Annotated in this window: 26 protein-coding genes; 1 reads left to right on the forward strand and 25 read right to left on the reverse strand. The window is 49.0% G+C overall.

What is annotated here, in order from left to right; all coding sequences use genetic code 11:
* Positions 1 to 4: 4 nt before the first annotated feature.
* The 24 genes from rpsM to rpsJ form a co-directional block, all read right to left on the reverse strand.
* Positions 5 to 361 (reverse strand): 30S ribosomal protein S13, encoded by a 357-nt coding sequence (gene rpsM, locus JK154_RS17170; protein WP_211993943.1) that lies wholly within the window; start codon positions 359 to 361, stop codon positions 5 to 7.
* Positions 362 to 506: 145 nt separating this feature from the next.
* Positions 507 to 623 (reverse strand): 50S ribosomal protein L36, encoded by a 117-nt coding sequence (rpmJ, locus tag JK154_RS17175; RefSeq protein WP_000868187.1) that lies wholly within the window; start codon positions 621 to 623, stop codon positions 507 to 509.
* 30 nt (positions 624 to 653) lie between these two features.
* A complete protein-coding gene (gene secY, locus JK154_RS17180; RefSeq protein ID WP_211993945.1) occupies positions 654 to 1,985 on the reverse strand; it encodes a preprotein translocase subunit SecY in 1,332 nt (443 codons plus the stop codon).
* A gap of 7 nt (positions 1,986 to 1,992) precedes the next feature.
* Entirely contained in the window at positions 1,993 to 2,427 is a 435-nt protein-coding gene (rplO, locus tag JK154_RS17185; protein ID WP_211993947.1) for a 50S ribosomal protein L15, read from the reverse strand.
* A 3-nt stretch (positions 2,428 to 2,430) separates the two neighbouring features.
* Positions 2,431 to 2,610 carry a 50S ribosomal protein L30 gene (gene rpmD, locus JK154_RS17190; protein WP_004846568.1) on the reverse strand — a complete coding sequence of 60 codons (180 nt, stop codon included), beginning with the start codon at positions 2,608 to 2,610 and terminating at the stop codon, positions 2,431 to 2,433.
* Between the two features lie 5 nt (positions 2,611 to 2,615).
* Positions 2,616 to 3,116 carry a 30S ribosomal protein S5 gene (gene rpsE / locus JK154_RS17195; protein ID WP_211993949.1) on the reverse strand — a complete coding sequence of 167 codons (501 nt, stop codon included), beginning with the start codon at positions 3,114 to 3,116 and terminating at the stop codon, positions 2,616 to 2,618.
* Positions 3,117 to 3,130: 14 nt separating this feature from the next.
* Complete coding sequence (rplR, locus tag JK154_RS17200) at positions 3,131 to 3,484, reverse strand: 50S ribosomal protein L18 (RefSeq protein WP_211993950.1); 354 nt, start codon at positions 3,482 to 3,484, stop codon at positions 3,131 to 3,133.
* 9 nt (positions 3,485 to 3,493) lie between these two features.
* Entirely contained in the window at positions 3,494 to 4,027 is a 534-nt protein-coding gene (rplF, locus tag JK154_RS17205; protein WP_211993952.1) for a 50S ribosomal protein L6, read from the reverse strand.
* A gap of 13 nt (positions 4,028 to 4,040) precedes the next feature.
* Positions 4,041 to 4,433 (reverse strand): 30S ribosomal protein S8, encoded by a 393-nt coding sequence (gene rpsH, locus JK154_RS17210; RefSeq protein ID WP_211993953.1) that lies wholly within the window; start codon positions 4,431 to 4,433, stop codon positions 4,041 to 4,043.
* Between the two features lie 33 nt (positions 4,434 to 4,466).
* Positions 4,467 to 4,772 carry a 30S ribosomal protein S14 gene (gene rpsN, locus JK154_RS17215; protein WP_211993955.1) on the reverse strand — a complete coding sequence of 102 codons (306 nt, stop codon included), beginning with the start codon at positions 4,770 to 4,772 and terminating at the stop codon, positions 4,467 to 4,469.
* 14 nt (positions 4,773 to 4,786) lie between these two features.
* Positions 4,787 to 5,326 carry a 50S ribosomal protein L5 gene (gene rplE / locus JK154_RS17220; RefSeq protein ID WP_211993956.1) on the reverse strand — a complete coding sequence of 180 codons (540 nt, stop codon included), beginning with the start codon at positions 5,324 to 5,326 and terminating at the stop codon, positions 4,787 to 4,789.
* Positions 5,327 to 5,340: 14 nt separating this feature from the next.
* The gene (gene rplX / locus JK154_RS17225; RefSeq protein ID WP_211993957.1) at positions 5,341 to 5,655 is read right to left on the reverse strand and encodes a 50S ribosomal protein L24; all 315 of its coding nucleotides are present in this window, start codon (positions 5,653 to 5,655) and stop codon (positions 5,341 to 5,343) included.
* A gap of 10 nt (positions 5,656 to 5,665) precedes the next feature.
* On the reverse strand, positions 5,666 to 6,037 hold the full coding sequence (gene rplN / locus JK154_RS17230) for a 50S ribosomal protein L14 (protein ID WP_008457164.1): 372 nt from the start codon (positions 6,035 to 6,037) through the stop codon (positions 5,666 to 5,668).
* A gap of 164 nt (positions 6,038 to 6,201) precedes the next feature.
* Positions 6,202 to 6,456, reverse strand: coding sequence for a 30S ribosomal protein S17 (gene rpsQ / locus JK154_RS17235; protein ID WP_211993958.1), 255 nt, complete (start codon positions 6,454 to 6,456; stop codon positions 6,202 to 6,204).
* On the reverse strand, positions 6,456 to 6,647 hold the full coding sequence (rpmC, locus tag JK154_RS17240) for a 50S ribosomal protein L29 (protein WP_211993959.1): 192 nt from the start codon (positions 6,645 to 6,647) through the stop codon (positions 6,456 to 6,458). The genes rpsQ and rpmC overlap by 1 nt, the downstream gene beginning before the upstream one ends.
* Positions 6,647 to 7,057, reverse strand: a complete 411-nt coding sequence (gene rplP, locus JK154_RS17245; protein ID WP_211993960.1) for a 50S ribosomal protein L16 — start codon at positions 7,055 to 7,057, stop codon at positions 6,647 to 6,649. Before rplP ends, rpmC begins: the two co-directional genes overlap by 1 nt.
* 12 nt (positions 7,058 to 7,069) lie before the next feature.
* Positions 7,070 to 7,768, reverse strand: a complete 699-nt coding sequence (rpsC, locus tag JK154_RS17250) for a 30S ribosomal protein S3 (protein ID WP_006817277.1) — start codon at positions 7,766 to 7,768, stop codon at positions 7,070 to 7,072.
* 17 nt (positions 7,769 to 7,785) lie between these two features.
* Positions 7,786 to 8,118 (reverse strand): 50S ribosomal protein L22, encoded by a 333-nt coding sequence (gene rplV, locus JK154_RS17255; RefSeq protein ID WP_002919773.1) that lies wholly within the window; start codon positions 8,116 to 8,118, stop codon positions 7,786 to 7,788.
* 13 nt (positions 8,119 to 8,131) lie between these two features.
* A complete protein-coding gene (gene rpsS / locus JK154_RS17260) occupies positions 8,132 to 8,410 on the reverse strand; it encodes a 30S ribosomal protein S19 (protein WP_001138115.1) in 279 nt (92 codons plus the stop codon).
* A 16-nt stretch (positions 8,411 to 8,426) separates the two neighbouring features.
* On the reverse strand, positions 8,427 to 9,248 hold the full coding sequence (rplB, locus tag JK154_RS17265) for a 50S ribosomal protein L2 (RefSeq protein WP_211993961.1): 822 nt from the start codon (positions 9,246 to 9,248) through the stop codon (positions 8,427 to 8,429).
* Between the two features lie 17 nt (positions 9,249 to 9,265).
* Positions 9,266 to 9,568 carry a 50S ribosomal protein L23 gene (gene rplW, locus JK154_RS17270; protein ID WP_211993963.1) on the reverse strand — a complete coding sequence of 101 codons (303 nt, stop codon included), beginning with the start codon at positions 9,566 to 9,568 and terminating at the stop codon, positions 9,266 to 9,268.
* Entirely contained in the window at positions 9,565 to 10,170 is a 606-nt protein-coding gene (rplD, locus tag JK154_RS17275; protein ID WP_211993964.1) for a 50S ribosomal protein L4, read from the reverse strand. Before rplD ends, rplW begins: the two co-directional genes overlap by 4 nt.
* Before the next feature lie 10 nt (positions 10,171 to 10,180).
* Complete coding sequence (gene rplC / locus JK154_RS17280; protein ID WP_042326256.1) at positions 10,181 to 10,810, reverse strand: 50S ribosomal protein L3; 630 nt, start codon at positions 10,808 to 10,810, stop codon at positions 10,181 to 10,183.
* 32 nt (positions 10,811 to 10,842) lie between these two features.
* Complete coding sequence (rpsJ, locus tag JK154_RS17285) at positions 10,843 to 11,154, reverse strand: 30S ribosomal protein S10 (RefSeq protein ID WP_001181005.1); 312 nt, start codon at positions 11,152 to 11,154, stop codon at positions 10,843 to 10,845.
* 386 nt (positions 11,155 to 11,540) lie between these two features.
* Here rpsJ and JK154_RS17290 point away from each other — a divergent pair, with 386 nt between their 5' ends.
* Positions 11,541 to 12,035, forward strand: coding sequence for an A24 family peptidase (locus JK154_RS17290; RefSeq protein ID WP_211993965.1), 495 nt, complete (start codon positions 11,541 to 11,543; stop codon positions 12,033 to 12,035).
* 103 nt (positions 12,036 to 12,138) lie between these two features.
* On the opposite strand, the gene JK154_RS17295 is transcribed toward JK154_RS17290, so the two are convergent.
* Positions 12,139 to 12,219, reverse strand: an 81-nt coding sequence (locus JK154_RS17295; protein ID WP_211993893.1) for a hypothetical protein, incomplete at its 5' end; no start/stop codon positions are given.

Below are 12,219 nucleotides of genomic sequence, written 5' to 3' on the forward strand. Positions count from 1 at the left end.
CCGATTATTTCTTGATCGGTTTGCGCGGACCCTTACGGGTACGTGCGTTGGTCTTAGTACGCTGACCGCGAACTGGTAGACCACGACGATGACGCAAACCGCGATAGCAACCAAGGTCCATCAGACGCTTGATGCTCATACTCACTTCACGGCGCAGATCACCTTCAACGACAAATTTGGCAACTTCGTCACGCAGCGTGTCGATTTGTTCTTCAGACAGCTCTCTGATCTTAACATCTTCAGCGATTCCCGCCGCAGCACAAATGGCTTTGGAACGGGTCTTGCCGATACCGTAGATCGCGGTTAACGCGATTACAGCATGTTTTTGATCAGGAATGTTAATGCCTGCTATACGGGCCACTATGCACTCCTACAATTTGATTATGCGCCCCACTCTGAAAAGCCCGTTTTCAGGATACTCAAATGGAAACGCATAGACATACAAAAGATTGGCTGGCTAATCTAGCCAGCTCAACCCAACTTTGCAAGAAAAATATGCGAGATAATCAGCCTTGACGCTGTTTATGCTTCGGTTCGGCACTGCAAATCACGCGAATAACGCCATCGCGCTTAACAATTTTGCAGTTACGACATAATTTCTTGACGGAAGCACGAACTTTCATTTTTACTCTCCGTAACTTCTCAAGCGACGATTAACGGCCGTAGCCTTTCAGGTTCGCTTTCTTCAATGCAGACTCATACTGACTTGACATCATCAGAGTTTGCACTTGAGCCATAAAGTCCATTATAACAACAACAACGATTAACAGTGAGGTCCCACCGAAGTAGAACGGCACGTTCATTGCGTCACGCATGAACTCCGGGATTAGGCAGATAAAGGTAATATACATCGCACCAATCAGTGTCAGGCGTGTCATCACTTTATCTATATACTTCGCCGTTTGCTCTCCCGGACGAATGCCTGGTACAAATGCACCGGACTTCTTCAGGTTATCTGCTGTTTCTCTCGGGTTAAATACTAGCGCCGTATAGAAGAAACAGAAGAAGATGATTGCAGACGCATAGAGTAACACATAAAGCGGTTGCCCAGGCGACAAAGAAAGTGAAATTGTTGTCAGCCAACCCCAACCTGTTCCATCCCCAAACCATGAAGCTAATGTAGCAGGGAACAGAATAATACTGGAGGCGAAGATAGCAGGAATTACCCCGGCCATGTTCACTTTCAGCGGCAAATGTGTGCTCTGCGCAGCATAGACACGACGACCTTGTTGACGTTTAGCGTAGTTCACCACAATACGGCGCTGACCACGTTCAACAAAAACAACGAAGAAGGTCACTGCAAATACTAATACTGCAACCAACAGCAACAGGAGGAAGTGCAGCTCACCTTGCCTTGCTTGCTCGATGGTATGGCCAATGGCCGGCGGCAGACCCGCAACAATACCTGCAAAGATTATGATTGAGATACCGTTACCGATACCACGTTCAGTAATCTGTTCACCTAGCCACATCAGGAACATTGTCCCGGTGACCAGACTGACAACAGCGGTGAAATAGAATGCAAAGCCCGGATTAATTACCAGGCCCTGCATACCAGGCATATTCGGCAAACCGGTAGCGATACCGATAGACTGGAATATAGCCAGCACCAGAGTGCCGTAACGGGTGTACTGGCTTATCTTACGACGGCCAGCCTCCCCTTCTTTCTTAATCTCTGCTAATGCGGGGTGAACCACAGTTAGCAGCTGGATAATAATCGATGCCGAAATATACGGCATGATACCCAGGGCAAAGATAGAAGCACGGCTGAGAGCACCACCAGAGAACATGTTAAACATTTCAATGATGGTGCCTCGCTGTTGCTCAAGCAGTTTGGCAAGTACAGTGGCATCAATACCAGGGATTGGAATAAAAGAGCCAATTCGGAAAACTATCAGCGCGCCGATAACAAACAGCAGTCTGCGTTTCAGCTCACCAAGGCCACCCTTAGCACTTTGAAAATCTGATCCCGGTTGTTTCGCCATCTGCTACTTATTCCTCGATTTTACCGCCAGCAGCTTCGATAGCAGCACGAGCGCCTTTAGTGACACGCAGGCCGCTAATAGTTACCGGACGAGCTACCTCACCAGACAGGATCACTTTCGCGAACTCAATCTGAATACCGATAATGTTAGCTGCTTTCAACGTGTTCAGGTCAACTACGTCGCCTTCAACTTTCGCCAGGTCAGAGAGACGAATCTCTGCAGTAACCATTGCTTTGCGAGAGGTGAAACCAAATTTCGGCAGACGACGGTACAATGGCATCTGACCGCCTTCAAAACCGCGACGTACGCCACCACCAGAACGTGAGTTCTGACCTTTGTGACCACGACCACCGGTTTTACCGAGGCCAGAACCGATACCACGACCCAGACGCTTGGAAGCGTGCTTAGACCCTTCGGCTGGAGACAGAGTATTTAAACGCATCTCTTACTCCTCAACTTTAACCATGTAGGAAACCGCGTTGACCATACCACGTACAGCAGGAGTATCCTCGCGCTCTACGGTGTGACCAATACGACGCAGACCCAGGCCAAGCAGCGTTGCCTTATGTTTCGGCAGACGACCGATTGCACTGCGGGTTTGAGTAATTTTAATAGTCTTTGCCATGGTCATTACCCCCGAATTTCTTCAACGGATTTACCACGCTTGGCAGCGACCATTTCTGGTGATTTCATATTCGCCAGGCCATCAATAGTTGCACGAACCACGTTAATCGGGTTAGTAGAACCGTATGCTTTAGCCAAAACGTTATGAACACCAGCTACTTCCAGAACGGCGCGCATTGCACCACCGGCGATGATACCGGTACCTTCGGAAGCAGGCTGCATGAATACGCGAGAACCTGTATGCACACCTTTAACAGGGTGTTGCAGGGTACCGCTATTCAGCGCGACATTAATCATGTTGCGACGGGCTTTTTCCATCGCTTTCTGGATAGCTGCTGGAACTTCACGCGCTTTTCCGTAACCAAAACCGATACGACCGTTACCATCACCAACCACTGTCAGAGCAGTGAAGGAGAAGATACGACCGCCTTTAACGGTTTTAGATACGCGATTTACCGCGATCAGCTTTTCCTGCAGTTCGCCAGCTTGTTTTTCGATGTGAGACATCTTACACCTCTACCTTAGAACTGAAGGCCAGCATCACGGGCAGCATCTGCCAGTGCCTGGACACGACCATGATATTGGAAACCAGCACGGTCAAAAGCAACAACAGTGATGCCTTTTTCCAGTGCGCGCTCAGCTACAGCTTTACCTACAGCGGTAGCAGCGTCTTTGTTTCCTGTATACTTCAGTTGCTCAGCGATAGCTTTTTCTGCAGTAGATGCAGCTACCAGAACTTCAGAACCGTTTGGTGCGATGACCTGTGCGTAAATATGACGCGGGGTACGATGTACCACCAGACGAGTCGCACCCAGTTCTTTGAGCTTGCGACGTGCGCGGGTCGCACGACGGATACGAGCAGATTTCTTATCCATAGTGTTACCTTACTTCTTCTTAGCCTCTTTGGTACGCACGACTTCGTCGGCGTAACGAACACCCTTGCCTTTATATGGCTCAGGACGACGGTAGGCACGCAGGTCAGCTGCAACCTGACCGACAGACTGTTTATCAGCGCCTTTCAGCACGATTTCAGTCTGGGTCGGACATTCAGCAGTAACCCCGGCAGGCAGCTTATGCTCAACAGGATGAGAGAAGCCCAGGGCCAAACTCACTGCATCGCCTTTAACTGCTGCACGATAACCTACACCAACCAGCTGTAACTTCTTAGAGAAGCCTTCGGTAACACCGATAACCATTGAGTTCAACAACGCACGAGTGGTACCCGCCTGGGCCCACGCGTTTGCAAAACCTTCGCGTGGAGCGAAAGTCAGTGCATTTTCAGCGTGTGTAACAACAACAGCATCGTTGATAGTACGAGTCAGCTCGCCGTTTTTACCTTTGATCGAAATAACCTGACCGTTGAGTTTTACCTCTACGCCTGCAGGAATAACGACCGGTGCTTTAGCAACACGAGACATTTAATTCCTCCAATTAGGCTACGTAGCAGATAATTTCGCCACCAAGACCAGCCTGGCGCGCTGCACGATCAGTCATAACACCTTTAGAGGTAGAAACGACAGCAATACCTAAACCAGCCATAACTTTTGGCAGCTCATCTTTTTTCTTATAGATGCGCAGACCTGGGCGGCTTACACGCTGAATGCTCTCTACCACAGCCTTGCCCTGGAAATACTTAAGAGTCAGTTCCAGTTCAGGCTTAGTGTCGCCTTCAATTTTAAAATCTTCAATATAGCCTTCTTCCTTCAGCACGTTGGCAATTGCCAATTTCAGCTTGGAGGAAGGCATGGTGACCGCAACTTTGTTCGCGGCCTGACCGTTACGGATACGGGTCAGCATATCCGCGATCGGATCTTGCATGCTCATCTGTCTCTACTCCCGTGATTCAATTGGTGACAATTACCAGCTAGCCTTTTTCAAGCCAGGTACTTCACCGCGCATGGCGGCTTCACGTAACTTGATGCGGCTCAACCCGAACTTGCCCACATAACCATGTGGACGACCAGTCTGGCGGCAGCGGTTACGCTGACGAGACGGGCTGGAATCACGCGGCAGAGTTTGCAACTTAAGAACAGCGTTCCAACGGTCTTCGTCGGATGCGTTCACGTCAGAAATGATAGCTTTCAGTTCAGTGCGTTTAGCAAAAAACTTATCAGCCAAAGCCGCGCGTTTTACTTCGCGTGCTTTCATTGATTGCTTAGCCATGAAGTAACCCTACCTTACTTGCGGAACGGGAAGTTAAAGGCAGCCAGCAGAGCACGGCCTTCATCATCAGATTTCGCAGTAGTGGTAATGGTAATATCCAAACCACGAACGCGATCGACTTTATCATAATCGATTTCTGGGAAGATGATCTGCTCACGGACACCCATGCTGTAGTTACCACGGCCGTCGAAAGATTTCGCAGGCAAACCACGGAAATCGCGGATACGTGGTACAGCAATAGTGATCAGACGCTCAAAGAACTCCCACATGCGCTCGCCACGCAGAGTCACTTTACAGCCGATCGGATAGCCCTGACGGATTTTGAAGCCTGCAACTGATTTGCGTGCTTTGGTGATCAACGGCTTTTGACCGGAGATTGCTGTCAGATCCGCTGCTGCATTATCCAGCAGTTTCTTGTCAGCGATCGCTTCACCAACACCCATGTTCAGGGTGATCTTCTCGACCCGAGGGACTTGCATGACAGAATTGTAGTTGAACTCAGTCATGAGTTTTTTAACTACTTCGTCTTTGTAGTAATCATGCAGTTTCGCCATCGTACTACTCCAAATTACTTGATAGTTTCGCTGTTAGATTTGAAGAAACGGACTTTTTTGCCCTCTTCGAATCTAAAGCCTACACGGTCAGCCTTGCCGGTTGCCGCATTGAAGATAGCAACGTTAGAAACCTGAATTGCAGCTTCTTTTTCAACGATGCCGCCTGGTTGGTTCAGAGCCGGTTGAGGCTTCTGATGTTTCTTAACCAGGTTGATACCTTCAACAATGACCTTGCCGGAAGACAGGACATTCTTAACTTTACCGCGTTTACCTTTATCTTTACCGGTTAACACGATAACTTCGTCATCACGACGGATTTTAGCTGCCATGATTCGCTCCTTAGAGTACTTCTGGTGCCAGAGAGATAATTTTCATGAACTTCTCATTACGTAGTTCACGAGTTACCGGCCCAAAAATACGCGTGCCGATTGGCTGCTCACTGTTATTATTTAAAATAACGCATGCATTGCCATCGAAGCGAATGACAGAACCGTCCGGGCGACGAACACCCTTCTTGGTGCGCACAACTACCGCTTTCAGAACATCGCCTTTCTTCACCTTACCACGAGGAATTGCTTCCTTGATGGTAATCTTGATGATGTCGCCGACGCCTGCGTAGCGACGGTGCGAGCCACCCAGAACCTTGATACACATTACGCGACGCGCGCCGGAGTTGTCGGCCACGGTCAGCATAGTCTGTTCTTGGATCATTTCAGTGCTCCGCTAATGTCATCTACTACTTCGGGACCTGAGATCAGGTCGTTAAAAAGCCCCATAAACGAGGGCGCGGCATTATAACACCGGTTCCAGGAAATGGGTAGAAAAAATAAACGGCTCATTACTGAGCCGTCTATTTGATTAGAAAAGACAGTCTATTACAGAACCGCTTTTTCTACAACGCGAACCAGCGACCAAGACTTAGTCTTGGACAGTGGACGGCATTCGCGGATTTCAACCACGTCGCCGATACCACATTCGTTGGCTTCGTCATGTACGTGCAGTTTGGTCGTACGCTTGATGAATTTACCGTAAATCGGGTGTTTCACAATACGTTCGATGGCAACAACAATGGATTTCTCCATTTTATTGCTGACAACACGACCTTGCAGAGTACGGATTTTATCGGTCATTACGCACCCGCCTTCTGAGTCAGTAAAGTCTTAACACGTGCTACATCACGACGCACTTGTTTTAACAGGTGAGTCTGTTGCAGCTGGCCACTTGCAGATTGCATACGCAGGTTGAACTGTTCGCGCAGCAGGTTCAGCAGCTCGGTGTTCAGCTCTTCAACGCTCTTTTCACGCAGCTCTTTTGCTTTCATTACATCACCGTCTTAGTTACAAAGGTGGTTTTGATCGGCAGTTTCGCTGCTGCCAGCTTGAATGCTTCACGGGCCAGCTCTTCAGATACACCGTCCATTTCGTACAGGACTTTACCTGGCTGAATCAAGGCAACCCAATACTCTACGTTACCTTTACCTTTACCCATACGCACTTCCAGCGGCTTTTCAGTAATTGGTTTGTCCGGGAATACACGGATCCAAATTTTACCTTGACGCTTAACTGCACGGGTCATTGCACGACGTGCTGCTTCGATCTGACGGGCAGTCAGACGACCACGGCCAACAGCTTTCAGACCGAAAGTGCCGAAGCTAACATCCGTACCTACAGCCAGACCACGGTTGCGGCCTTTGTGTACTTTACGGAATTTTGTACGCTTTGGTTGTAACATCAGCGACTCTCCTTACTTACGGCCTTTACGCTGCTGCTTTTTAGGTTGAGCAGCCGGTTCCGGTTGTTCAACAGCAGCCATACCACCCAGGATCTCACCTTTGAAGATCCACACTTTAACGCCGATTACACCATAAGTGGTGTGCGCTTCAGAGGTGTTGTAATCGATGTCAGCACGCAGAGTGTGCAATGGCACGCGACCTTCACGGTACCATTCGGTACGTGCGATCTCAGCCCCGCCCAGACGGCCGCTAACTTCAACTTTAATCCCTTTAGCGCCCAGACGCATGGCGTTCTGTACAGCACGCTTCATAGCACGACGGAACATAACACGACGTTCCAGCTGTGAAGTGATGCTGTCAGCAACCAATTTAGCGTCCAGTTCAGGTTTACGAACTTCGGCGATATTGATTTGCGCAGGTACGCCAGCGATATCGGCGACGACTTTACGCAGTTTTTCTACGTCTTCACCTTTCTTACCGATAACGATACCTGGGCGAGCAGTGTGAATTGTCACACGGATGCTTTTCGCAGGACGTTCGATAACGATACGTGATACAGACGCTTTAGCCAGTTCCTTAGTCAGGTACTGACGTACTTTAAAATCGCTGTCCAGGTTGTCAGCGAATTCTTTGGTGTTCGCAAACCAGGTAGAGTTCCATGGTTTTACAATACCCAGGCGAATACCATTAGGATGTACTTTCTGACCCATTGCTAGTCTCCAGAGTCTCAGCGATCGGACACAACCACAGTAATGTGGCTGGTGCGCTTCAGGATGCGATCTGCACGACCTTTCGCACGCGGCATAATGCGCTTCATGCTTGGGCCTTCGTCAACGAAAATTTTCGCGACTTTCAGATCGTCGATGTCAGCGCCATCGTTGTGTTCAGCGTTAGCAATGGCAGATTCCAGGACCTTCTTAACCAGTACAGCCGCTTTCTTGTTGGTGTAGGTTAAAATGTCCAGAGCCTGCGACACTTTCTTACCGCGGATCAGGTCAGCCACAAGGCGAACCTTCTGAGCAGAAGAACGAGCGTGGCGATGTTGAGCTAAAGTTTCCATCTCTTCCTCCTACTTATTTTTTCTTGGCTTTTTTATCAGCCGCGTGGCCGCGATAAGTACGGGTCGGTGCAAATTCACCCAGCTTGTGACCGACCATTTCGTCGGAAACAAATACCGGAACATGCTGACGACCATTATGGACAGCGATGGTCAAACCGATCATGTTTGGAAAGATCGTTGAACGACGGGACCAAGTGCGCAGGGGCTTCTTGTCACCGCTTTCCACCGCTTTCTCTACCTTCTTCAGCAAGTGCAGGTCAATAAAAGGACCTTTCTTGAGAGAACGTGGCATGGCTTATCCTCTAAAATTATTTGCTACGGCGACGTACGATGAATTTATCAGTACGCTTGTTGCTGCGGGTCTTCTTACCTTTGGTCTGAACGCCCCATGGTGAAACAGGGTGCTTACCAAAGTTACGACCTTCACCACCACCATGTGGGTGATCGACTGGGTTCATCGCAGTACCGCGAACGGTAGGGCGAATACCACGCCAGCGAGATGCACCTGCTTTACCCAGAACGCGCAGCATATGCTCAGCGTTGCCGACTTCGCCCAGTGTTGCGCGGCAGTCAGCTTCGACTTTACGCATTTCACCAGAACGCAGACGCAGGGTAACGTAAGCACCATCACGTGCAACGATCTGCACATAGGTACCAGCAGAACGTGCCAGCTGACCGCCTTTACCAGGTTTCATTTCTACGTTATGAACGGTAGAACCAACCGGGATATTGCGCATCGGCAGGGTGTTACCTGCTTTGATTGCAGCATCAACGCCAGATTGAATCTGATCGCCAGCTTTCAGGCCTTTAGGGGCCAGGATGTAACGGCGTTCGCCGTCTTTGTACAGAACCAGTGCGATATTCGCAGAACGGTTCGGATCGTACTCAAGACGTTCAACAACTGCCGGGATACCATCTTTGTTGCGTTTAAAGTCAACAATACGGTAAGCCTGCTTGTGACCACCACCGATATGACGGGTAGTGATACGACCATTGTTGTTACGGCCACCGGATTTGCTGTTTTTTTCCAGCAAAGGAGCAAAAGGTTTGCCCTTATGCAGCTCAGGGTTAACCACTTTAACTACGTGGCGACGACCCGGAGATGTCGGTTTACATTTAACAACTGCCATTGTCTTTCTCCTCCGACTTACTCAGCGCCGCCGACGAAGTCCAGATTCTGGCCTTCCTTCAGGGTTACGTAAGCTTTTTTCCAGTCGCTACGACGACCAATACGCTGTCCGTGACGTTTCGCTTTCCCTTTAACAACCAGGGTGTTAACGCCTTTAACTTCTACTTCGAACAGTTTCTCTACAGCAGCAACGATCTCTGCTTTAGTCGCGTCTTTTGCAACTTTGAGTACGATGGTATTGGTTTTTTCCATCGCGGTAGACGCTTTTTCAGATACATGCGGTGCACGCAGTACTTTCAGCAGACGTTCTTCACGGATCATGCCAGCATCTCCTCAACTTGCTTAACTGCTTCCGCAGTCATAACGACTTTGTCGAAGGCGATCAGGCTAACTGGATCGATAGCTGCTGCATCGCGTACGTCAACCTTATGCAGGTTACGTGCGGCCAGGAACAGATTCTCATCCAGTTCACCGGTTACGATCAGCACATCTTCCAGAGCCATGTCTTTCAGTTTCTGAGCCAGCAACTTAGTTTTAGGTGCTTCTACAGAGAACTGCTCGACAACGATCAGACGATCCTGACGTACCAGCTCGGACAGGATGCTTTTCAGCGCGCCGCGGTACATCTTTTTGTTAACTTTTTGACTGTGATCCTGCGGACGAGCAGCAAAAGTCACACCACCAGAACGCCAGATTGGGCTCTTTGCAGAACCTGAACGAGCGCGGCCGGTGCCTTTCTGACGCCATGGCTTTTTACCGGAACCGGTAATTTCAGCACGGGTCTTCTGAGCACGCGTACCCTGACGGGCACCTGCTGCATAAGCAACAACAACCTGGTGTACCAGCGCTTCGTTAAAATCACGACCGAAGGTAGTTTCGGAAACAGTCAGCGCGCTTTGCGCGTCTTTCAATACTAATTCCATTGCTATCCCCTTACGCCTTCACAGCTGGTTTAACGATCAGGTCGCTACCGGTTGCACCCGGAACAGCACCTTTAACCAGCAGCAGGTTGCGCTCAGCGTCAACACGTACTACATCCAGGCTCTGAACGGTTACACGCTCGTTACCCAGCTGGCCAGCCATTTTCTTGCCTTTGAACACTTTGCCCGGAGTCTGGTTCTGACCGATAGAACCCGGTACGCGGTGAGACAAGGAGTTACCGTGAGTTGCGTCCTGGGTACGGAAGTTCCAGCGCTTAACGGTACCTGCGAAACCTTTACCTTTAGAGGTGCCAGTTACGTCTACTTTTTTCACTTCAGCAAACAGCTCAACGCTAATGCTCTGACCTACGGTAAACTCTTCACCTTCTGCAAGGCGGAATTCCCACAGACCACGGCCAGCTTCAACGCCAGCTTTAGCAAAATGTCCTGCTTCAGGCTTAGTTACACGGTTTGCTTTTTTAGCACCGGTAGTGACCTGAACAGCGCGATAGCCATCGTTAGCCAGGTCTTTAACCTGAGTAACACGGTTTGCTTCTACTTCAATTACGGTTACAGGGATAGAAACACCATCTTCAGTGAAGATACGGGTCATACCCACTTTTTTACCGACTAAACCAATCATTGTTTCAACCTCTCAATCGCTCAATGACCTGATTAACCCAGGCTGATCTGCACGTCTACACCAGCAGCCAGATCCAGACGCATCAGAGCATCAACGGTTTTCTCGGTTGGCTCAACGATGTCAACCAGACGCTTGTGAGTGCGAATTTCGTACTGATCACGCGCGTCTTTGTTGACGTGCGGAGAAATCAGAACGGTAAAGCGCTCTTTGCGGGTCGGCAGCGGGATCGGACCACGGACTTGCGCACCAGTGCGCTTAGCAGTCTCGACGATTTCCGCAGTTGATTGATCGATCAGACGATGATCAAACGCTTTAAGGCGGATACGGATTCTTTGGTTCTGCATGAGACCAGAGCTCCAATTATTTTATAGACGAAAAAAATTACTCCTCGCACCCATTACGATTGATGGGGGAGTGTAATCGTTCATACATAGTCCCACAATCGGGGACATTGTTTGACAGTAACCAGATGAAGCAATTGGCGACTATCAGTGTTCATTTCGAACTTGCTATCTATAAAGACAGCCCGCGCATTATACGAGTTTTTGATATTCTTGCAACCCGCCCGGCTTAAATTTTCGTCGGACACAGCTATTTAGTTATTATTACCGCTCAGATTTGGCTATTTGCGTACTGTTGCACAGGGTTAATTCATTCTATACAGGGATTCTTGGGGGAACAGGGCCTGCAGGTTAGCCTTCATCTCTGTTCTCAAGGATGAGATATCCCGATGATAAATATTCATGCACTGAACATCATTTGCCTGCTCGCGCCCCTAATCTATTTGAGTTTTGCCATCACGTTGGCTATCTGTGACTATAAAACGGGATTACTCCCCGATAAGCTAACGCTGCCATTGCTATGGATTGGTGTCATTTTTCATAGTGTGTGCCACCCTGACAGCGTGAATAATGCTATTTATGGCGCGATCAGCGGTTATCTTTCACTATGGTTAATCTATTGGGTATTTTTTTGGTTTACTAAAAGGGAAGGATTAGGCTACGGCGACTTTAAATTACTTGCGGCAATTGGCGCATGGAATGGCTGGCACAGTCTGCCCTTCATCCTGGTCATTGCCTCGCTGGCGGGCATAATACACTTTCTCACGCTGCATATCATTCGGCGAAAAGAAATCAGGCAGTTACCTTTTGGACCTTATCTGGCCATGGCTGGTTGGAGTGAGTTTTTCTACCAAGTGAACGAGCAGATGCTCCTCACGTCATAAATATGATTGATATTTAATCATACTCACTAACAATTAATTTTTTACTTGAATAAAAAAAGGCATCCGAAGATGCCTTTTTCTTATTACATAAAGTATTCAGCGATTAACCGATAACTTTAGCAACAACACCCGCGCCTACAGTACGGCCGCCTTCACGGATTGCGAAACGCAGACCGTCGTCCAT

The sequence above is a fragment of the Citrobacter sp. JGM124 genome (genome assembly GCF_018257795.1).
Classification (GTDB): Bacteria; Pseudomonadota; Gammaproteobacteria; order Enterobacterales; family Enterobacteriaceae; genus JGM124.